The organism is Psychrosphaera algicola, from assembly GCF_028401425.1.
In the GTDB taxonomy this organism is placed as follows: Bacteria; Pseudomonadota; Gammaproteobacteria; order Enterobacterales; family Alteromonadaceae; genus Psychrosphaera; species Psychrosphaera algicola.
Window position 1 is genome coordinate 650,240 of sequence record NZ_JAQOMS010000002.1, and the last position, 21,544, is coordinate 671,783.

Here is a 21,544-nt window from a genome sequence, read left to right on the forward strand (position 1 = left end):
TAACTACCCATTCTTTAAATTTACGTTCGATTCGGTACCAATTGCATCCCTAGCCAAGTGGCTAAAATACAGACCAAAACATTTAATAATATATTGATTATGGCTTTTTGCCATTCACCGTTTTGCAACATCAACAACGTGTCGAGCGAAAATGTTGAAAAAGTCGTCAATGCGCCTAATATTCCTACACCTATCAAAGGTCGCCAAGGCAATTCAGCAACTATACCATGTTCAATTAAGCTAAATAAGAGGCCCATAATAAATGAACCCAAGATATTAACTAACAAGGTTGTATAGGGAAATCCTTTGCCTAACCATGCAGTTACGCCAATGGTTGCACTGTAACGTAAACTTGCACCTATAGCGCCGCCAATCGCGACAAAAACAATACTGCTCAAACTCAAAATTTAGTCCTTTCTACGAGTGATAGGGCTGTTGTCGTCTAGTGATTGTAGATATTCCAATTTCTCTTTAATTTTTCGTTCGAGACCACGATCACTAGGTTCATATAATTTGGTATTGGCTAATTCCGCTGGAAAGTACTCTTCGCCCGCCGCATAAGCACCAGGTTCGTCGTGAGCATACCGGTAACCCTCACCATTACCTGTTTGTTTCATTAGTTCCGTAGGTGCATTTGTTAAATGCTTAGGCACATCAAAACTCGGTAAGTCGGATGCCATCCGTTTGGCCTGTTTAAAGGCGACATAAACGGCGTTACTTTTGGGTGCGGCAGCTAAATATAATGTGGCCTGAGCTATTGCGCGTTCACCTTCTGCAGGCCCGACACGGTGAAAAATATCCCATGCATTAAGGGCAACCTCCATGGCTCTAGGATCCGCATTGCCTATATCTTCAGTAGCGATGGCTAATAATCGCCGCGCGACATACAAAGGGTCACCACCACCCGCTAAAATACGGCAGAACCAATATAAAGCGGCATCAGGGGCTGAACCTCGCACCGACTTATGAAAGGCTGAAATCAAGTTATAAAAATGATCACCGCCTTTATCAAAGGTAGCCATCTGATTACCAGTGGCCTGCTCTATGATCTCTTTTGTGATCTGATTATCTTGTTCAACTAAGTCACAACATAGTTCTAGAAAATTCAGTAATTTTCTACCATCACCGTTCGATAGTTTTATTAGCAAATCTCGATTGTCGGCATTAATCTTTAAATTGTGCGCGCCTAGACCATCCACTTTATCGCAAAGTGCTCGGTCCAATAACAGAGCCAAATCTGAGTCTTCGATGGCTTTGAGGATATACACACGGGCGCGTGACAATATTGCATTATTGAGTTCAAACGACGGATTTTCGGTCGTTGCTCCAATAAAGCTCACCGTACCGTCCTCGATAAAAGGTAAAAACGCATCTTGTTGGCTTTTATTAAATCGGTGAACCTCATCAACAAACAATACAGTTTTTTACCTTGGTTTACTAGCCGTTCTTTGGCCCGTTCAATGGTTGCACGAATGTCTTTAACACCAGCGCTAATCGCAGAAAGCTTTTCAACATCCGCGTCTGCATAATGGGCAATCAAATCTGCAAGTGTTGTTTTACCGGTTCCCGGAGGTCCCCACAATATCATCGAATGGCATTTTTCGCCTCGATCATACGTCGAATCGCCTTACCCTCGCCAACCAAATGCGTCTGCCCAACATAGTCATCTATGACACGGGGACGCATTCTAGACGCTAATGGGGCACTTTCAGTAGGGGTAAAGTCAAAACCTTGAGTAGCCAACAGTCAAAACCTTAATATTCAACATTGCCGTCAACAACTTTTGGCAATTGCCTTTGGTCGTCGATATCTGTTCCCAATGGTATTTCAAACTGAAACAAGCCATTGTCTACGTCGGCAAAAACTTGATTTGAAATTGCATACTGGCTCACTTGCATGGTACGACCGACCACCGCTATATTGGTCAACAAAGTGTCTTTAAACGTTACTTTAAGTTCTATAACTTGAGCTTGGTCAAGCAATTTAGGACTTACAACAAAGTGGTTTTGTTGTTTTTCGATCGTAAACTGTGACCACGTTTCATCGTCTTGGGAAACGAGCAAGGCAAATGGCGTTTGAGCGACAGCTTGGCTTGCATCAAACAACGAGACCTGTTCGATAAATGGATTAAACCACCATAATGTCTCGCCATTAGATACTAGTAACTCAGGTTCAGGTTCAGTGATTTCCCACAAAAACAATCCCGGTTGTTTAAACTTCAAACGCCCCTGTGCTTCGTGCAATACATTAAGCTCACTATCGACAACTCGTTGAGAAAAATCGGCTGAAAACCCATTGTATTGTTTTAAAATTGTACGTAATTCGACTTCGGCTGTTTTAGTTACATCAGCCGAGTTGGCGGCCATACTAACTAATACGACGCTTGCAACCATACATTGTTTTATTACTGCTAAATACTTAACCATAAACTAATCTAATTCCTCATCAATCGCCGCTTTAACCGGTGGCGGAGCCAACACTTCACGTGTGCCATTATTTGCCGCAGTGCTTACTATTCCCATTATTTCCATCTGTTCGACAATACGGGCAGAACGGTTGTAACCAATTCTTAATTTTCGTTGAATACTTGATATCGAAACTTTTCGCGTTTCAGTGACAAATGCCACTGCTTCGTCAAATACTGGGTCGACTTCTTCACCTTCTGCCATTTCTGCGGCTTCACCTTGAAGCATATTTTCGTCGGTCATTTCACCTTGCAAAATTTCACTAACGTAGTTAGGTTTTGCTTTTGATTTCCAATCATTTACGACAGCATGGACTTCATGATCGTCAACAAATGCCCCATGGACACGGGTTGGAACGCCTGAGCTATAGGTGGTAAATACAACATGTCCCCCATGCCCAGAAGGTTTTCTGCGCCTTGTTGGTCTAAAATAGTTCGCGAATCAATTTTTGATGAAACCTGAAACGCCATACGCGTTGGAATATTCGCTTTAATTAATCCAGTAATTACATCCACCGAAGGACGCTGAGTGGCTAAGACTAAATGAATACCCGCTGCCCTAGCCTTCTGCGCAATTCGAGCTATCAGTTCTTCAACCTTTTTACCGACGATCATCATCATGTCGGCAAATTCATCAATAACCACAACAATCGCTGGCAGCTTTTCTAATTGCGGTGGAAATTCCAACATGTTGTCAGAGTCTTTCCATAACGGGTCAAATAGTGGTGAACCGCTATCAATCGCTTCTTGTACTTTGGTATTAAAGCCTTTTAGGTTTCTAACGCCCATAGCAGACATCAATTTATATCGACGTTCCATTTCCCCACACACCAACGAAGTGCATTGGCCGCTTCCTTCATGTCGGTCACAACTTCAGACAACAAGTGTGGGATACCTTCATAGACAGAAAGTTCCAACATTTTTGGATCGATCATGATCAATCGCACATCTTCTGGTGTTGATTTATACAACAAACTCAAAATCATGGTGTTAACACCAACTGATTTACCCGAGCCCGTCGTACCCGCAACCAATAAATGTGGCATTTTTGCTAAATCAACTACAACCGCCTTACCGGCAATATCTTTACCTAAAACCATAGTTAATGGTGAAGCGGCGTTTTGGAATACTGTACTATCCATGACTTCTGACAGTCGCACAATTTGACGATGTTTGTTTGGTATTTCCAAACCAATAAACGACTTCCTGGAATAACTTCAACGACACGAACACTCATAGCTGATAAAGAACGCGCCAAATCCTTTGATAAACTGGATATTTTACTGACTTTAATGCCCGGTGCTAAATCGAGTTCAAAACGCGTAATTACTGGACCTGGTAAACGCCAACGACAGTCGCCTGTATATTAAAGTCCATTAATTTCACTTCAACCAAACGAGAAACAACGTCCAACTCTTCTTGAGAAATTGGATTTTCTATTTTGTCAGCACGGTCAAGTAACTCAAGTGAAGGCAGTGTCAGTGGCATAGGTTCAGGTTTTTTAATCGATGCCGTTGCCACAGTATCGCGTTCGTGCACATTTTTGTCACCGGTTTGTAAACTCTCTAACGCGCCTGAAATATCATCATCTTTGATTTGTTCATCTAAGGTAGAATAAGAAGCAGGGCCGTCCATATCGTCTATTGAAAAAGGCATATCTTCGTCAAAAGAAACATCAACAGCCTTTGCTGGAGTCTCTTTAGTGTCTGGCATAAGCCGTCTACTTGAGGTCGGCGTTACTTCAACGGCCTTTGAGGTCTCCGCAGGAGGTAGTTCACGTTGAGTATCAACATCTATGTCTGAAATAGACGGCGTGAGCTTTTGTTCGGTAATCGATGCTTCGGCGCTTCCGAAAAACTGGCTTAACAAACTTTTAGACGCTGCACTTTCGGTTTCAGTATGATCAGGTGCGGTAACTTTGTTTTGAGTTTGCTTAGTTTTAGCTGACTTCTCTTCATTTAGAGAATGTTCATCTACTTCGCTAGAGATATTTGCTTCACTATTTACATTATTATCTTGCGGTAAGAGTTTACTTTTTGGTGAAGGTTCTCGATGAAAAAGGTTTGAAACTTGTTTTATTAACCAATAAACCGAATTCAGTGTCACTCGCCCTAACCCATCGACGACCTGCATCCATGAGATACCTGTCATCAAAGTAATGCCAATCATAATCGCGACTAAAAATAATAAGGTTGAGCCAGTAAAACCAAATAAAGGCATGAGCAGATAGGCAAAAACGTCACCTACAATACCGCCCGAAGAAAAATAATAGATGTCGTCAAAATTGACACTGCATATAGCTGAGCAACCTATGACAAACATTAAGAAACCAATGAGTCTAAGGCCTAGCGCTAGGTAATCAACTTCAATAAGATCATGGAACTTGCGAAACATTAGCCAACCACAAAGGGCGATAAGCACAGGTACAAAAACGCTAACCAACCAAATGTAAATAAAAGGACGTCGGCTATCCACGCACCAAATGCTCCACCAGCGTTTTTAATTAGTTCGTAATTTCCTGTTTTACTCCAACTTGGGTCAGCAGGGTCGAAGGTAAACAAAGTGATTAGGATATAGATTGCCACAGCGCCGGCTACAAGCAATCCAACTTCTAGTAAGCGTTGAAATCCATTTAATACAGTTGGCTGATTGTCAGTCAAAACCTAATACTCCAAGATTTATTATTATTTTAAGTTCAAAAGTGACCAAAATCGCTTTTTATATTGTTCGCAACTCTACCAAAATTAACGATTGGGATCACTTATTTGTTACAGAGTTTTGGTCAGTCATTAACATCTTCGACAACGTGCCTATATATGGATTGGGATTGGTTGATTTGTCTTCACTTCTTCCATCACAACATAGGTCCGAGATGCGCTAACCGAGGGTAATTTTAGTAATGTATTGCCTAACAGTTTTCGATATGACGCCATATTTTTTACCCTTGTTTTTAACAAATAATCAAAACTACCTGACACCAAATGACATTCTAAGATTTCATCGAAGAAAGTAACCGCTTTTGAGAACTCACTAAAAACATCCTAGGCTGTTTTCTCAAGTGTGATTTCGACAAAAACTAATAACGATGCACCAACCGCCTCAGCATTTACGATTGCCTGATAACCTTCGATCACACCTTGTTTCTCCAATCGTTTAACTCGCTCTAAGCAAGGCGTGGCGCTAAGCCCTACCAATTTAGCGAGTTCAACATTTGAAACCCGTCCATTTTTTGTAATTCCATCAGAATTTTTTATCAATTCTGTCTAACGATTTATTCATCGTGTTTGAATGCATAACGCCACCTATAGTTTATTACTCTAAAATAAGCCAAATAAAAGTGAATAAAACTGCCATTCACACAATATAATCGCCGAAAATATCACACAACAAGAAATAACAGGTAGAAAAATATGATCGTCGGTGTCCCTAAAGAAATTAAAAACCATGAATACCGTGTTGGTTTAACACCAGCAGCAGCAAAAGAGTTTGTTGCTCACGGCCATCAGGTCATCATTGAAACCAATGCAGGTGAGTCTATTGGTTTTACGAATGAGCAATATGTTGACGCAGGCGCTTCAATTATTGCGACAGCTGAGGAAATTTTCGCTTCAGCAGATATGATTGTTAAAGTAAAAGAGCCGCAACCAAACGAATGTAAAATGTTGCGTGAAGGCCAAACCCTTTATACCTATCTGCACTTAGCCCCTGATCCAACCCAAACAAAACTATTGGTTGCATCCGGCGCCACATGTATTGCCTATGAAACTGTTACCGATCATACAGGTGGATTACCACTTTTAGCCCCAATGAGTGAAGTGGCAGGTCGTATGTCTATTCAAGCCGGTGCGCATCATTTAGAAAAAGCGCAGGGAGGCAGTGGCACATTACTAGGTGGTGTACCGGGCGTAGCACCCGCAAAAGTACTTGTTGTTGGCGGCGGAGTCGTTGGCACAAATGCCGCTAAAATGGCAGTCGGCATGGGGGCAGATGTCACTATTGTCGACCGTTCACTACCGCGTTTACGCCAATTAGACGATATTTTCCGTGGCACGGTGAAAACGGTATATTCAACCGTAGATGCGCTTGATTATTATACATCTAAGGCAGACTTAGTTATCGGTGCTGTGTTAATTACTGGTGCAGCTGCACCTAAATTAATTACGAAAGCACATATTGCTCGTATGAAACCTGGTTCAGTTTTAGTTGATGTCGCCATAGATCAAGGTGGTTGTTTTGAAACTTCTAAAGCAACTACTCATCAAGACCCGACATATGTCATAAGTGATGTTGTTCACTACTGTGTTGCAAACATGCTAAGGCGGTGTTGCCAGAACTTCAACTATGGCCCTAAACAATGCAACATTACCGTTTGGCTTAGCCCTAGCAAATAAAGGTCCGAAACGTGCAATGTTAGAAGACCAACATTTACTAAATGGCTTGAATGTTCATAAAGGTAAAGTCACTTATAAAGCCGTTGTAGATGCTTTAGGTGAAACACTTGAATTAGAATATATGGATGCAAAACAAGCGTTAGAACTATAAGTTATCGGTATCTTACTGATAGAGTGCTGATTTCGATTTCAAGTAGATTTAGCCTCACTTTATTACCAAGTCCGACATTAGAAATAATGTCGGATTTTTTACATCCAGATATTCAAATCAAATTTTGAAAAACCAACTCGATATTTTTCGCCCAAGCCTCACTACTTAATCTAGCGCTTTTTATTTAAGACCCCCAATTGATTAACTCTCAAACATATAAATTCAAGTCCAATAAAATTTAACTGAGGCTTTTAGAAAGTGTAGTTGGAACATTTTTAAATCAAGCAACAACCAATACAAGTTTTTTTCAGTGCCAATCCAAATTTTAGAAAAAAATAGTAAAAACCTCAACCGTAACAATCTGAAATATATAAATTATTTATTAACCTCTAAATAATTGTGCATTTAACAAACAAAAAACTATTGACGTTCCTCCCTCTCGGTGGGAGTATGACCACGAGGTGAGCTTTTGCCCATTAGTTATAAAATGCCAACACAATGAATATAAATCGGCATGTAACTAAATGTTCAATTAGCAATATAAAATTTTTCAAGAATTGCGTTTTACCAAACCGAAAGGGGAAGTAAGGCAAACAATTCAACAATAAAAACGTAAATAAAACAGGGTTTACTATGTTAAATAGCACACACAAAATAACTGCAATTACAGCAATCCTAGCAAGTACATTAAGCACTCAACTGCACGCTCAGAGTAGTGGTGAATGGAAGTTAGCCTTTGATCTTAAAACAAACCATTTATGGCACGGTTTTATTGTCACCGACGGCGTTATGACAGCTGGCTCTTTAGAGTACAAATCTGAAGACAAAAAACGACTTACGGCCTTTGGGGCGGTGGTTCTTTTAATGGCGAGTTTAAAGAGTTTACATACTACGCCTCTCACAAGTTTACAGACGACTTTTTTGTTGAAATCGTAAATCACGGTAACCACTCCTCTATTTCAGACAGTGATGTGGATATTTTCAACTACTCAACTGATCCATCTAAAACCGGCAACTTTGTTGATATTGGTGCGGGATATACATTCCAAGGCGAAACGCCAATTTCTGTTTATTATTCTGTCATCGTGCAAGGTATTGATACGTACATAGATGAAGATTCAGGTGAAAAAGAACAATCTTTTACAAACTACATTGAAGTATCAGCACCTGTTTGGCATGGCAAAGATGGCGAACAAGTAAAAGCGTTTATTGGTGGCGCTTTCTCACCAGTTAACGACAAAAACTTCTATTCAGACAAAGCTAATATTAACAATGTTGGCTTTACCTATTCAAAAAACCTATATGCAATGGGCAAAACATTTCCAGTATCTGCTACCGCGATGTGGAACCCGGCCCTTGAACTTGGCGCACTGCAAGTAGCAGTAAACTTGTTCTAATAACAATACTCATCGTTTTAAAAACAGGTAGGTCGTAATCAATGCCCTACCTTTAAACTGATTATTACGGGAAATTATTATGTCGATTAAAAAATCAATTATTGCATGTTGTTCTTTATTTTTGAGCACCGCCGTCCTTGCTGAAACCATTACGATTGCAACAGTAAACAATGGTGACATGATCACTATGAAAGAACTCAGTAAGAGTTTCACCTCTGAAAACCCAGATATTAATTTAAAATGGGTGACCTTAGAAGAAAATATACTACGTCAACGAGTCACGACCGATGTTGCAACAAAAGGTGGACAGTATGATGTTATGACAATAGGTACATATGAAGTCCCTATTTGGGGAAAACAAGGCTGGCTCAGAGAGCTTGACAAGTTAGGTGACAATTATGACGTAGACGATATTCTGCCTGCGATCAGAAACGGCCTAACTGTTAAAGATAAATTATACGCTGCGCCATTTTATGCAGAAAGTTCAATGGTTATGTACCGGACAGACTTAATGGCCAAAGCGGGTTTAACTATGCCTAAAGCACCCTCGTGGGAGTTTATTCAAAAAGCCGCAAAAGCAATGACAGACAAACAATCTGGAGTCTATGGTTTATGTTTGCGAGGTAAAGCGGGTTGGGGTGAAAATATTGCCTTAATTACAGCAATGTCTAACTCATTTGGCGCAAGATGGTTTGATCAAAATTGGAAACCGCAATTTGACAGTCAAGAATGGCATGACACTTTACAATATTATGTTGATTCGATGACAAAGTATGGTCCGCCGGGATCTTCAGCTAATGGTTTTAATGAAAACCTAGCGCTCTTTCAAACCGGAAAGTGTGGTATTTGGATTGATGCAACAGTGGCTGGCGCATTTGTTACAAATAAAGAAAACTCTGAAGTTGCTGAACATGTTGGATTTGCTCTTGCGCCTGACAATGGCCTAGGCAAACGAGGCAATTGGTTATGGTCTTGGACGCTGGCAATTCCTGCAAGCAGTAAGAAATCAAATGCAGCACAACGTTTTATTAGTTGGGCAACATCTAAAGAGTACACTGAGTTAGTCGCGGCCAAAAAAGGCTGGGTTAACGTACCTCCAGGGACTCGAGCGTCACTTTATAATAATCCAGACTACATGGCAGCTGCGCCTTTTGCACAGATCACTTTGGATTCTATCCAATCTGCAGATCCTATAAACCCAACGGTTAAACCGGTTCCTTATGTTGGTGTTCAGTTTGTTGCTATACCAGAATTCCAAGGTATTGGTACAGCTGTTGGTCAACAATTTGCCGCCGCGTTAACTGGCCAAATGACTGTAAAACAAGCATTACAAAGTGCTCAACGTTTAGTCGAACGTGCCATGAGAAAAGCGCGTTACCCTAAGTAATTCATTCGTCTATTAATGGTTTGGGTAAGTTCAACTAGAGCTTGCCCAGCTATCACGATTAAAAGGTCTTAGTTATGGCTACCACAAATTCACGTGCGCTCGCTCGACTCATGCTGGTCCCTTCAGTTGTTTTACTGTTGGCTTGGATGTTAGTTCCGCTGTGCATGACGCTATATTTTTCATTTTTAGATTACAACCTGCTTAGTCCTGGAACCGAAGAGTTTATTGGTTTCATGAACTATGAGTTTTTCCTTACTGATCCGGCATTTTTTGAATCTTTTTTAATACCCTGCTACTTGTTGGTGGTGTTTTACTAATCACACTTGGTGGTGGTATTGGTTTAGCTATCTTGCTTGATCAAGCAATTTGGGGCCGAAACTATGTTCGAATAATGGTTCTAGCCCCCTTTTTGTTATGCCAACGGTTTCAGCGCTGGTTTGGAAAAATATGCTAATGAACCCCGTTAATGGCTTATTTGCCCATTTTGCCAATTGGCTGGGTATGACCCCTATCGATTTTTTTGCCCAAATCCCGCTGCTTTCAATCATTGTTATTGTGTCGTGGCAATGGCTACCGTTTGCCGCATTAATCCTACTTACAGCGATTCAATCGCTTGACCGAGAACAACTTGAGGCTGCTGACTTAGACGGGGCAGGACCATTTAGTAAATTTTACTACATCGTCCTACCGCATCTGTCACGCGCAATAACGGCAGTTATTTTAATAGAAACAATCTTTTTATTGTCAATTTTTGCCGAGATATTAGTAACAACAAGCGGTGGTCCGGGATACGCATCAACCAATATAACGTACTTAATTTATACCCAGTCGTTGTTGCAGTTTGATGTTGGTGGAGGTTCTGCCGGTGGCATAGTCGCCGTTATTATTGCCAATATTGTAGCAATATTTTTAATGCGCCTCATTGGCAAGAACTTGGAGGATTAAGACATGGCGAACAACAATAGTATCAAAACCAAGCTTATTTATACCTTTATTGCTTGGACCATTAGCGGTCTTATATTTTTTCCTATTTTATGGACATTAATAACGAGTTTTAAAACTGAGGCTGAGGCAATTTCGGCTTCACCTAGTTTATTCATGTTTGATTGGACTTTAGAAAACTACGAAGACGTTTTAGCGCGATCGCCCTATTTTAATCACTTTTGGAATTCAATAGTCATTTCAATTGGTTCGAGCATATTGGGCTTATTAATAGCAATTCCTGCAGCTTGGTCTATGGCATTTGTGCAAACTAAGCGCACAAAAAATCTTTTAATGTGGATGTTATCAACCAAAATGTTACCGCCTGTCGGTGTATTAATACCAATTTATCTTTTGTTTAGAGATTTTGGGTTGTTAGATACTAAAGTCGGTTTAGTCATTGTTATGACATTAATCAACTTACCCATTATGGTTTGGATGCTTTATACCTACTTTAGAGAGATCCCAAACGAAGTTTTAGAAGCCGCTCGAATGGACGGCGCGAGTATTGGTGAAGAAATACTTTACGTCCTGTTGCCTATAGCGCTACCTGGGATCGCTTCAACGTTATTACTCAATGTCATTTTAGCCTGGAATGAAGCATTCTGGACTCTCATCCTAACGGCCGCTAATGCAGCCCCCTAACGGCTTTTATCGCCAGTTATTCTAGCCCTGAAGGACTATTTTACGCCAAGTTATCAGCAGCTTCTGCAATGGCCATAGTGCCAATTTTAATTCTTGGTTGGTTTAGTCAAAAACAATTAGTGCGCGGATTAAGTTTCGGCGCAGTTAAATAGGAGAATTTATGATGGGTAGTATTCATTTAAAACAAGTAACAAAAGATTTTGGCGATGTAAGCGTAATTAAACCAATTGATTTGGAAATTAAAGACGGCGAGTTCATTGTATTTGTTGGTCCATCAGGTTGTGGAAAATCAACATTATTACGAATGATTGCAGGATTAGAAGATACCACAAGCGGCACCATTGAAATTGATGGACAAGATGCGACGACAACCCCACCTGCGAAACGCGGTTTAGCTATGGTATTCCAATCATATGCTTTATATCCTCATATGTCGGTTAGAAACAATATCGCATTCCCGTTAAAGCGAGCCAAAATTAACGATGACATCATCGAAGAAAAAATCGCGAGTGTTGCAAAAACATTAAACCTAACGGATTACCTTGATCGGAAGCCCGGCCAATTATCCGGTGGTCAACGACAAAGAGTTGCGATTGGTCGAGCAATCGTCCGCCAACCTTCTGCTTTTTTGTTTGATGAACCGTTATCAAACTTAGATGCGTCGCTGCGCGTAAATATGCGGTTAGAAATATCGGAGCTTCATAAAAGTCTAAATACAACCATGGTTTATGTTACCCATGATCAGGTGGAAGCTATGACAATGGCAGATAGAATTGCCGTTTTTAATGGCGGTATCATTGAACAAGTTGGCAGCCCACTTGAGCTTTTATAACAACCCAGCAAACCGCTTTGTTGCTGGGTTTATTGGCTCACCTAAAATTAACTTCATCGATATTGAGCCTTCTACTATAGATGGAACTTGTAGCTTAGGTATTCGCCCAGAGCATATTGAAATTTCGACAACCGACGGACAATGGGCAGGTAAAATTGGTGTGATTGAACATTTGGGCTCAGAGACATTTTTGCATGTGCATGTAGACGGTCATGATACTTTTACGGTTAAAACGTCAGGTGATTGTCCATTTAAATATGGTGATGAAATTTATTTAAGCCCACAAAAGAACAAGCTACTTCATTTTGACGCGACGGGCAAAACACTGCCTAATATAGCCTAATTTTAGTGCGATATTAACCTGCCAATGCCCTTTAATTTATTGCCATTAGACTCTATTTTAAAGGGCTAGGACAAATAAGCAGTAGCCCATAGCTAATGTTTGATATGCTATTAGAATAAACAATAGTTTAATGCCATGGAATTTAGTTAAAGGTAACTTTTGATTAAATTGACAAATCATACATTAGCTAAGTTAACAGCTATGTGGTTGAATATATTTTAAAAATATAACAACTACGCTAAGTGTTAGCTCACTTTGCGCGATCTATAGGAATTCAGTAATGCTAAACACCTTAATTAACACCGACCTTAATTCGATTGAATTAATTATTTTTGATTGTGACGGTGTGTTAATCGATAGTGAAATACTGAGCCAACGAGTCCTACTTGGGTTACTAAAAGAATTAGGCGTCGATGTGTCTGAGGATTATTTCCACAAACATTTTTTGGGGTTTAATTTTGAGCACGTAACAGCAAAGGTGTTGACTGACTTTGATGTAATTCTGACAACGGAATTCAGACACAAATATCGTAAAGCGTTAATAGACGTTTTTGAAACTGAATTAAATCAAACAGAACAATTGGAATGGATGTTATCTCAGCTCAATATTAAGACCTGTGTAGCGACCAGCAGCAGTCCAGAAAAAGTATCAAATGCCCTTCGTATAACTGACTTAGCGTCTTACTTTGTTGAACGGGTATTCACCGCTTCAGAGGTTGAAAATGGTAAACCAGCCCCAGATCTGTTTTTGCACGCAGCAAACAAAATGGGTGTTTTACCGGAAAATTGTTTGGTAATTGAAGACTCAGTAGCTGGGTTACGGGGCGCATTAGCAGCAAAAATGCATGTTCTACGTTATGTTGGCGCAGGACACCTTAAAAATAGAGATAACGCTACTCAAACCTACAAAGGTATTAGTACAATATCCCATTGGAAGCAGTTATTTGAAAAAGTACCTTCGCTCAGTACATCATTAAAAGTTGAGAGGTAAATCGTGGTTAAGCGATCTAATTCAGAAATAAGAAAACTAGACGATGCCGCACGTGCAGGATGGTTATATTACGTTGCGGGAAAAACGCAGGAAGAAATAGCGAAAAACTCAACATCTCTCGTCAGTCTGCACAACGTATGGTTGCTTTAGCCGTCAGTGAAGGGTTAATAAAAGTTAGACTAGAACATCCAATTGCTAAATGCATGGATCTTAAAGTTAAATTACAAAATAGATTTGGTTTGAAATCCTGTACCGTTGTGCCTAGTGATGAAGGTGATACCACCTCTACATTGGGATTAGCGCAAGCAGGTGCAAGCGAAATTGAAATGCACTTAAAATCGCCCGAACCAAAAGTGATCGCCATGGGAACCGGCAGAGTTTTACGGGCGTGTGTCGAAGAATTAGCGTTGTTAAATTGCGAACAACATCAAATTGTAGCCCTTTTAGGTAACATGGCCTCCGACGGCTCAGCATCTTCTTATGACGTCGTTATGCGAATGGCGGAACACATAAATGCAAAACATTACCCAATGCCCCTGCCTGTTTTACCGAACAGCAAGGAAGAAAAAGCACAATTACACGCCCAAAGTTATATCGCCAATAATCTAAAATTAGCCGCTCAAGCAGATGTAACTTTTGTTGGTGTTGGGAACTTAGGTATAAATTCACCACTTCATCTAGATGGATTTGTTGCCGAGGAAGAATTAGCCGAGTTACAAGATAAAGGTGCCGTTGGCGAAATCATCAGTTGGGTGTTCGATGTAAAAGGAAACTTAATTGACTGCGCGGTTAATGACCGAGTCGCAAGTACACCACTTACGGTCAATTCCGACAAATATGTATGTGCTATTGCTTCAGGCGAAGATAAAGTGTATTCCATTTTAGGCGCATTACGCTCTAAGTTAGTAAATGCCCTAATTACTAATGAGTATACGGCAGAGCGATTGCTGAGTATCGACTAAACAAGCTGAATATTGTCAACCAGCCTTATGGCTAATTAGGGCTATTGCTTTTATATCGCTTTATTTCAAATAAGGTCGGTGATCAACGATTTCGAATTTACGCCGTAACTCAGCTAACAAGGGTTGGTTGTCTTTTAAAAATTGGTTAAATTCAACTATGATATCTTGATGTTTTATCGTTGAAAGATAAAAGTCATATACTTCATACGTTAAGTTTTTATTGACCACTAACGCACCAGGTTTTCCGAGTTTTTTAAGGTGGTATTGGACAACACTTGGCTCTAAATCAATGCCATCGACCTGCCCTCTCAAAACTTGCTGTAATAGCATCAGTGTCGAGCTATTTTCGTAAAGCTGTACTTGCTTAGATTTGATTTGTTCAATCCACTGTGTAGGATAAAACCCTAATAACGTCCCTAACACTTTAACGTCTTTTTCTGTTAAATTGCGGTCAACTGCAGTTAACGTACCTGCAACGAGCCTGATCGTCGAATCACTATAAATAAATGAATCAACTTGCTGTCCACTTGGATTCCATCGCTCATTATCTGGGTACTTAAAGTCAATATTATCTTCGATTAACCATTTGTTAAACCGTTTAATCGGCAATGGTAAATAAGTAAATGTATGGCCAGACTGTTTGCCAAACTCAGTGAATAACGCCTTAGTATAAGAATCTCCGTCCTTCTGGAAGTCAAACAAAGGGTAATAAGCAATATCTTCAACGCCAATTACAAAATTTCTGCTGTCACATTGAAATGGTAGCGTCAATGCGAGAAACGCCAATAGTATTTTCAACATATAACTTCAGCTGCTCATTTATTAACCACTAAAATTACGTCAGCTAGCAATAAAACGCAAATTTAATAAAATTTATCTTTCGACACCTTAACAATAGTGGAAATTTGACAAAAATTTAGAACATTAGATTCTAATGCCCCTTGTTAAGCGTTAATATTCGCCCCATAAAATGCCTAATAAAGATTTTCGGAGTAAATTTAATGAGTGAAGTACAGCACCACAAACTAATCATCTTGGGTTCAGGCCCAGCTGGGTATACTGCAGCCGTATATGCTGCAAGAGCTAACTTAAACCCAGTGTTGATAACGGGTCTACAACAAGGCGGACAACTTACGACAACAACCGAAGTTGAAAATTGGCCTTATGATGCAAATGATCTAACCGGACCAGCCCTAATGGACCGTATGAAAGAACATGCCGAAAAGTTTGAGACTGAAATTATTTTTGATCACATTAACGAAGTTAATTTTGACCAAAAACCTTATACTTTAAAAGGCGACAGCCAACAATACACCTGTGATGCTTTGATCATCTGTACTGGTGCCTCTGCCCAATATTTAGGTTTGGAGTCGGAAACAGCGTTTATGGGTAAAGGCGTTTCAGCTTGTGCGACGTGTGACGGTTTCTTTTATCGTAATCAAAAAGTCGCAGTGATTGGTGGCGGAAACACCGCAGTAGAAGAAGCGTTATACTTATCAAATATTGCCTCTGAAGTGCACTTAGTACACCGTAGAGATACTTTCCGAGCGGAAAAGATCTTAATTAATCGTTTGATGGATAAAGTCGCTAACGGCAATATTATTCTGCATACAGACCGTACTTTGGATGAAGTACTCGGCGACAACATGGGTGTAACTGGTGTTCGATTAAAAGACACTAATAGTGACTCAACAGAAGATGTTGATGTTATGGGCTGTTTTGTGGCAATCGGCCATAAACCAAATACCGCAATGTTTGAAGATAAATTAGCAATGAAAAATGGTTACATTGTTATTAATAGCGGCCTTAATGGCAATGCGACAGGGACATCTGTTGAGGGTGTTTTTGCAGCTGGCGACGTATGTGACCACATTTACCGTCAAGCAATTACATCTGCCGGTACGGGTTGTATGGCTGCGCTAGACGCAGAACGCTACCTAGATGCACTTTAATCAATTAAGGGGCTTGTAGCCCCTTCTGGCCTTGTTGTGACGCAAACTATTCATTATCTTACGGATGAAACAAGTTGGTTTCCTGATCCCAACCAAGCGATGACTGATCCTCCGGGGTTATTGGCGATTGGCGGTGATTTACAACCTGACCGTATCTATAGCGGTTATCAACAAGGCATCTTTCCTTGGTTTAATGACGGTGAACCAGTGATGTGGTGGAGTCCAGATCCACGCAACATCATTAATGTTGACGCGATTAACATCAATAAATCATTAAAAAAGTTTCTACGTAAATGCGATTACCACGTAACGATAAATAACCAATTTGAGTCCGTGATCACGGCCTGTGCGAAACCTAGATCCAATGGCGATGGAACTTGGATATTGCCTAAAATGATTAAGGCATATAATGTTTTACATCAGCAAGGTAGAGCCCATTCAATTGAAATTTGGCAATGGCAAAATGACAAAAAGGTTTTGGTCGGTGGTTTATATGGGATCAACGTTGGCTCCTGTTTTTGCGGTGAATCGATGTTTTCCGCACAACCAAACGCATCAAAGCTTGCCCTAATTGTGTTGGGTAAACTGCTTAAAAACGAAAAACATGCCTTTATCGATTGTCAATTACCCAATCCGTATCTGTCTCAAATGGGGGCCTTTTTAGTATCAAGGTCACTTTTTTAGACAAGTTGGCACTTTGCAAAAATGAAACAATATGCCAATCTGTTTTTAAGCCAAGAGCGATAGATTGGAGAACAGAGTTAATCTAAAATGCCAACAGTGAAGTTTGGTTTGTCTGCGCCATTTCAATGCGGATATTTGAGTGATAGAGAAGAGCAACTCCTTGTCTATCTAGACCAAGAGCCGCTGAGTGAAGCGCTTTACTCAAAGTTGCAAGCTCAAGGTTTTCGGCGTTCTGAAGATTATGTCTACCGCCCCCATTGTGAAGATTGTCAGGCGTGTCAATCTATACGCCTGCCCGTTTCACAATTTCAAATTAGCCGTTCGCAAAAACGAGTTTTAAAAAGGCTCAGGGATTTTCGGTTAAAATACAAAAATCTGAACAACCTGAGTATTACCCTCTTTTTGAACGTTATGTTAATGAAAAGCATTTGGGAGGTGTAATGTATCCAGCGAATTATTCTCAACTCACCAGCTTCTCTCAATGTGATTGGTTAGAGCAGTTGTTTATTGAGCTATATGATAAAGACAAGCTTATTGCCGTCGCGATATGTGATGTGACCTCAGATAGTTTGTCCGCCGTTTATACCTTCTACGATCCTGACTATGCAAATTTCTCTATTGGCACTTTGATGATCTTGCAACAAATTAATTTGACCGAAAAACTAGAGAAACCTTGGTTATACCTTGGATACTACATACGCTCATGTCAAAAAATGAATTACAAAGTTAATTACCGACCATACCAAATTAATCAAAATGGTCGATGGCTACAAATTCCCCATATTATCAAATAAGCCAGTGTGATTAATTGCCGAACCGCTATAATAAACACCAATAAACGAGAATATCCGCACCAAAGTGGCTCATCAGTTAAATTTATTGCCTAATTTAGCTTTATATGTAAAGTTTTTTGAGTATAACCTTTACATATCGCTAGTTTTTGGGCAAAATCTGCGCTTATTTTTTACGCACTAATTAGTCCTAGAGGTTATACGCTTAATGGCGAAAGAAGACGTTATCGAAATGCAAGGGACAATCTTAGATACCTTGCCAAACACTATGTTCCGAGTTGAATTGGAAAATGGTCACGTAGTGACAGCACATATTTCGGGTAAAATGCGCAAGCATTACATCCGTATATTAACGGGTGACAAAGTGACTGTCGAAATGACGCCATACGATTTGTCAAAAGGTCGTATTACCTTCCGCGCGCGTTAATAATATATCAGGCAACAAGTTTGCATAAAAAACCGAGATTTTTATCTCGGTTTTTTATGCTCAGCTGTTTAGCTCAACAGCTGAGCATTCCTAACTAACACATTAAGCATTAACGGCTTCAGTCGACGAATAAGTAAATTTTAATTCATCTTTCTTCGTTTCGATCACCACTTTGCCGCCGTCAGCTAGCTTTCCAAACAAAACTTCATTTGCTAACGGTTTTCGCAGTTTATCTTGAATTAGTCGCGCCATTGGTCGCGCGCCCATTGATTTGTCGTAACCATGCTTTGCCAACCATTTAACAGCGCTAGATGAAATCTCAAGCTCAACTCGTTTTTATCTAACTGTGTTTGCAGCTCAACAATAAACTTATCAACAACTTGTAAAATAATCTTCTCATCTAAATGGTTAAACCAAACGATGTTGTCCAACCGGTTTCTAAATTCAGGCGTGAACGTCCGATTTATTTCTACCATCGCGTCAGTGCTGTTGTCTTGATGAGCAAAACCAATGGATTTTCGTGTCGTTTGGCCAACACCTGCATTTGTTGTCATCACAACAATGACGTTTCTGAAATCGGCTTTACGGCCATTATTATCCGTTAATGTACCGTGATCCATAACTTGTAATAACAAGTTAAAGACATCAGGGTGGGCTTTCTCAATTTCATCTAATAAAACAACACAATGTGGATGTTTTAAAACAGAGTCTGTTAGTAACCCACCTTGGTCATAACCTACGTAACCTGGAGGTGCACCAATTAAACGGCTCACCGCATGGGGTTCCATATACTCAGACATATCAAAGCGAACTAATTCAATTCCAAGTACTTTAGCGAGTTGCTTAGTGACTTCTGTTTTACCAACCCCGTCGGACCTGCAAATAAGAAACTACCGACAGGCTTACTTTCATTACCAAGACCAGAACGTGATAAACGTATGGCTGAGGTTAACGCATCGATCGCTTCCTCTTGACCAAATACCGATAGTTTTAGGTTACGGTCAACATTTTTTAAAACGTCTTTGTCGGTTTGCGATACTGATTTTTCTGGAATACGTGCAATTTTTGCAATGATCTGCTCAATCGTCGCGACATTGATTTGTTTTTTACGTTTTGATTTAGGCAATACTTTTTGATTAGCACCGGCTTCATCAATAACATCGATAGCTTTATCAGGTAAGTGACGTTCGTTAATGTATTTATCAGAAAGCTCTGCGGCTGCGCGTAATGCCGCATGGGTATATTTCACACCGTGATGCTGTTCGTATTTATCTTTTAAGCCGATCAATATTTTGGTGGTGTCTTCAACACTAGGTTCTACCACATCAATTTTCTGAAAACGACGAACCAAGGCTTTGTCTTTTTCAAAAATATTGCGGAATTCAGTATAAGTTGTAGATCCAATACATCTTAGCTTGCCTGCAGACAACAAAGGTTTTAACAGGTTAGAAGCATCCATTACGCCGCCTGAGGCTGCCCCTGCACCAATAATAGTATGGATCTCATCTATGAACAGGATAGTATCTTCTTTCTCCTGTAGCTGTTTTAAGAGCGACTTTAAGCGTTTTTCGAAATCACCTCGATATTTAGTGCCAGCTAACAAACTGCCCATATCAAGTGAGTAAACCGTCGCGTTAGCTATTACTTCTGGTACATCATTGTTAACGATACGATAGGCAAGCCCTTCTGCGATTGCCGTTTTCCCGACTCCCGCTTCACCAATGAGTAGTGGATTGTTCTTTTTACGTCGACATAATATTTGAACACAACGCTCAAGTTCCGCGTCGCGGCCAATAATGGGGTCAATTCCGCCATTTTTTGCCACTTCGTTTAAGTTGGAACACAAGTTCCCTAATTGACTTTCAGTTTCAGTTTCGCTTTGTTCTGGTTCTTCATTGTTCAATGAAGAGGCATCTTCATCCTTATCTGCGCCATGGGAGATGAAGTTCACCACGTCGAGTCTGTGGATATCAAAGCTTTTTAATACATAAACTGCGTGTGACTCTTGTTCGCTAAATATTGCGACCAATACATTCGCCCCAGTAACTTCTTGTTGGCCTGAGGACTGAACATGGAAAACGGCACGTTGCAAAACACGTTGAAAACCTAATGTAGGTTGGGTGTCTTGTTCGGATTCATCAACGTCAACGGGTAAATATGGCGTTGTCTGAGCAATAAATTCGCTAAGCTCGAGCTTAATTTTATCAAAGTTTGCTGAACACGCCTCCAAAGCTTGTTTGGCGTCTTTGTTGTCTAGCAACGCCATTAGTAAGTGTTCAACAGTCATAAATTCATGACGATGAGATTTTGCATAACGAAATGCTTCGTTAAGTGTGACTTCTAATGCTTTATTTAACATATACACCTTCTCTCACTATTTTTATCATGCAATGTCCCTATTCTTGTTCCATTGTGCAAAGTAATGGATGTTCATTAACTCTTGCATATTGATTAACCTAGGCCACTTTTGTCTCTGCTATTTCTGCAGAATAAGTGCCAACTATGGCTTTACCTTCGCGATGAATCCTAAACATAATATGATTTGCTTTTTCTAAATCCATACCGAAAAATTTAAGTAACACCTCTACTACAAAGTCCATGGGGGTGTAATCATCGTTATTCAATACCACTTTATACATTGGTGGTCTTTTTAGTTTAGCCTTAGATGTCTCGTTTACTAAACTTGTTCCGTGATCATTTTCAGTTATTTTTGGCATAGCCTAACCATTCTTGCTGTTTCATTGGTATTTCCCATTACTATTTATAAAAAGAATTTTGTTATTTAACAATTCGTAGTTGTAAAAACTTGACTAATTGACCAATTTATCTACATTATTTTATTGTTCGGTGTATATTTAAGCACATTACATCAGTTTTCAAGTGACTAAAGGAAGTAGCGGTATGGCTCAAGGTAAAGTTAAGTGGTTTAACAATGCTAAAGGTTTTGGTTTTATTCGTGAGGAAGGCAAAGAAGAAGATATATTTGCGCATTTCTCTACAATAACTATGGATGGATATAAAACACTTAAGGCAGGACAAGATGTCGAATTCGACTTAAGTCAAGGCCCTAAGGGTCTACACGCCATCAATATTAAAATCGGCGAAAAATAAAAAGTAGCACTTTATTTATATTATCGATTTGAGTT

The 21,544-nt window shown here is 40.0% G+C and carries 14 protein-coding genes and 9 pseudogenes; 15 read left to right on the forward strand and 8 right to left on the reverse strand.

Going from position 1 to position 21,544, the window contains the following annotated elements:
- Nucleotides 1-20: 20 nt before the first annotated feature.
- The 5 genes and pseudogenes from crcB to lrp form a co-directional block, all read right to left on the reverse strand.
- Nucleotides 21-407, reverse strand: a complete 387-nt coding sequence (crcB, locus tag PN838_RS03510) for a fluoride efflux transporter CrcB (protein ID WP_272182507.1) — start codon at nucleotides 405-407, stop codon at nucleotides 21-23.
- Nucleotides 408-1,743: pseudogene (locus PN838_RS03515) on the reverse strand (replication-associated recombination protein A).
- 11 nt (nucleotides 1,744-1,754) lie between these two features.
- Nucleotides 1,755-2,426 carry an outer membrane lipoprotein periplasmic chaperone LolA gene (gene lolA / locus PN838_RS03520; RefSeq protein ID WP_215962388.1) on the reverse strand — a complete coding sequence of 224 codons (672 nt, stop codon included), beginning with the start codon at nucleotides 2,424-2,426 and terminating at the stop codon, nucleotides 1,755-1,757.
- A 3-nt stretch (nucleotides 2,427-2,429) separates the two neighbouring features.
- Nucleotides 2,430-5,124: pseudogene (locus tag PN838_RS03525) on the reverse strand (DNA translocase FtsK).
- 150 nt (nucleotides 5,125-5,274) lie between these two features.
- A pseudogene (lrp, locus tag PN838_RS03530) lies at nucleotides 5,275-5,758 on the reverse strand (leucine-responsive transcriptional regulator Lrp).
- A gap of 116 nt (nucleotides 5,759-5,874) precedes the next feature.
- Between lrp and ald the strand changes: the two are divergent.
- From ald to PN838_RS03575, 9 genes and pseudogenes are all read left to right on the forward strand, one after another.
- A pseudogene (gene ald, locus PN838_RS03535) lies at nucleotides 5,875-7,006 on the forward strand (alanine dehydrogenase).
- Nucleotides 7,007-7,639: 633 nt separating this feature from the next.
- The gene (locus tag PN838_RS03540) at nucleotides 7,640-7,942 is read left to right on the forward strand and encodes a hypothetical protein (protein ID WP_272179784.1); all 303 of its coding nucleotides are present in this window, start codon (nucleotides 7,640-7,642) and stop codon (nucleotides 7,940-7,942) included.
- Nucleotides 7,943-7,977: 35 nt separating this feature from the next.
- Entirely contained in the window at nucleotides 7,978-8,403 is a 426-nt protein-coding gene (locus PN838_RS03545; RefSeq protein WP_272179785.1) for a hypothetical protein, read from the forward strand.
- Between the two features lie 79 nt (nucleotides 8,404-8,482).
- On the forward strand, nucleotides 8,483-9,790 hold the full coding sequence (locus tag PN838_RS03550) for an ABC transporter substrate-binding protein (RefSeq protein WP_272179786.1): 1,308 nt from the start codon (nucleotides 8,483-8,485) through the stop codon (nucleotides 9,788-9,790).
- A 74-nt stretch (nucleotides 9,791-9,864) separates the two neighbouring features.
- A pseudogene (locus tag PN838_RS03555) lies at nucleotides 9,865-10,735 on the forward strand (carbohydrate ABC transporter permease).
- A gap of 3 nt (nucleotides 10,736-10,738) precedes the next feature.
- Nucleotides 10,739-11,568, forward strand: a pseudogene (locus PN838_RS03560) (carbohydrate ABC transporter permease).
- An 11-nt stretch (nucleotides 11,569-11,579) separates the two neighbouring features.
- A pseudogene (locus PN838_RS03565) lies at nucleotides 11,580-12,591 on the forward strand (ABC transporter ATP-binding protein).
- 280 nt (nucleotides 12,592-12,871) lie between these two features.
- Nucleotides 12,872-13,582: an HAD family hydrolase gene (locus tag PN838_RS03570; protein WP_272179787.1), complete on the forward strand. Its 711-nt coding sequence runs from the start codon at nucleotides 12,872-12,874 to the stop codon at nucleotides 13,580-13,582.
- A 3-nt stretch (nucleotides 13,583-13,585) separates the two neighbouring features.
- A pseudogene (locus tag PN838_RS03575) lies at nucleotides 13,586-14,544 on the forward strand (sugar-binding transcriptional regulator).
- 60 nt (nucleotides 14,545-14,604) lie between these two features.
- Here the strand turns inward: PN838_RS03575 and PN838_RS03580 are convergent.
- Complete coding sequence (locus tag PN838_RS03580) at nucleotides 14,605-15,345, reverse strand: type 2 periplasmic-binding domain-containing protein (protein WP_272179788.1); 741 nt, start codon at nucleotides 15,343-15,345, stop codon at nucleotides 14,605-14,607.
- Between the two features lie 200 nt (nucleotides 15,346-15,545).
- Between PN838_RS03580 and trxB the strand changes: the two genes are divergently transcribed.
- From trxB to infA, 5 genes are all read left to right on the forward strand, one after another.
- Nucleotides 15,546-16,496, forward strand: a complete 951-nt coding sequence (trxB, locus tag PN838_RS03585) for a thioredoxin-disulfide reductase (protein WP_272179789.1) — start codon at nucleotides 15,546-15,548, stop codon at nucleotides 16,494-16,496.
- Nucleotides 16,497-16,532: 36 nt separating this feature from the next.
- Nucleotides 16,533-17,180 carry a leucyl/phenylalanyl-tRNA--protein transferase gene (gene aat / locus PN838_RS03590; RefSeq protein WP_272179790.1) on the forward strand — a complete coding sequence of 216 codons (648 nt, stop codon included), beginning with the start codon at nucleotides 16,533-16,535 and terminating at the stop codon, nucleotides 17,178-17,180.
- Nucleotides 17,181-17,288: 108 nt separating this feature from the next.
- Entirely contained in the window at nucleotides 17,289-17,621 is a 333-nt protein-coding gene (locus PN838_RS03595) for a hypothetical protein (RefSeq protein ID WP_272179791.1), read from the forward strand.
- Nucleotides 17,621-17,974, forward strand: a complete 354-nt coding sequence (locus PN838_RS03600) for a GNAT family N-acetyltransferase (protein ID WP_272179792.1) — start codon at nucleotides 17,621-17,623, stop codon at nucleotides 17,972-17,974. Before PN838_RS03595 ends, PN838_RS03600 begins: the two co-directional genes overlap by 1 nt.
- A 205-nt stretch (nucleotides 17,975-18,179) precedes the next feature.
- Nucleotides 18,180-18,398 carry a translation initiation factor IF-1 gene (gene infA, locus PN838_RS03605; RefSeq protein ID WP_105053115.1) on the forward strand — a complete coding sequence of 73 codons (219 nt, stop codon included), beginning with the start codon at nucleotides 18,180-18,182 and terminating at the stop codon, nucleotides 18,396-18,398.
- Nucleotides 18,399-18,500: 102 nt separating this feature from the next.
- On the opposite strand, the pseudogene clpA reads toward infA, so the two are convergent.
- Nucleotides 18,501-20,757, reverse strand: a pseudogene (gene clpA, locus PN838_RS03610) (ATP-dependent Clp protease ATP-binding subunit ClpA).
- 97 nt (nucleotides 20,758-20,854) lie between these two features.
- On the reverse strand, nucleotides 20,855-21,115 hold the full coding sequence (locus PN838_RS03615; protein WP_272179793.1) for an ATP-dependent Clp protease adaptor ClpS: 261 nt from the start codon (nucleotides 21,113-21,115) through the stop codon (nucleotides 20,855-20,857).
- A 184-nt stretch (nucleotides 21,116-21,299) separates the two neighbouring features.
- Between PN838_RS03615 and cspD the strand changes: the two genes are divergently transcribed.
- Nucleotides 21,300-21,509, forward strand: a complete 210-nt coding sequence (gene cspD, locus PN838_RS03620) for a cold shock domain-containing protein CspD (protein WP_215962372.1) — start codon at nucleotides 21,300-21,302, stop codon at nucleotides 21,507-21,509.
- Nucleotides 21,510-21,544 lie beyond the last annotated feature (35 nt).

Bases quoted from the DNA above. Each gene is read 5' to 3' on its own strand.
- trxB (WP_272179789.1), top strand. From the start codon at position 15,546: ATGAGTGAAGTACAGCACCACAAACTAATCATCTTGGGTTCAGGCCCA.
- infA (WP_105053115.1), top strand. From the start codon at position 18,180: ATGGCGAAAGAAGACGTTATCGAAATGCAAGGGACAATCTTAGATACC.
- PN838_RS03615 (WP_272179793.1), bottom strand. From the start codon at position 21,115: ATGCCAAAAATAACTGAAAATGATCACGGAACAAGTTTAGTAAACGAG.
- lolA (WP_215962388.1), bottom strand. From the start codon at position 2,426: ATGGTTAAGTATTTAGCAGTAATAAAACAATGTATGGTTGCAAGCGTC.
- PN838_RS03570 (WP_272179787.1), top strand. From the start codon at position 12,872: ATGCTAAACACCTTAATTAACACCGACCTTAATTCGATTGAATTAATT.
- cspD (WP_215962372.1), top strand. From the start codon at position 21,300: ATGGCTCAAGGTAAAGTTAAGTGGTTTAACAATGCTAAAGGTTTTGGT.
- PN838_RS03580 (WP_272179788.1), bottom strand. From the start codon at position 15,345: ATGTTGAAAATACTATTGGCGTTTCTCGCATTGACGCTACCATTTCAA.
- PN838_RS03550 (WP_272179786.1), top strand. From the start codon at position 8,483: ATGTCGATTAAAAAATCAATTATTGCATGTTGTTCTTTATTTTTGAGC.
- PN838_RS03600 (WP_272179792.1), top strand. From the start codon at position 17,621: ATGTATCCAGCGAATTATTCTCAACTCACCAGCTTCTCTCAATGTGAT.
- PN838_RS03540 (WP_272179784.1), top strand. From the start codon at position 7,640: ATGTTAAATAGCACACACAAAATAACTGCAATTACAGCAATCCTAGCA.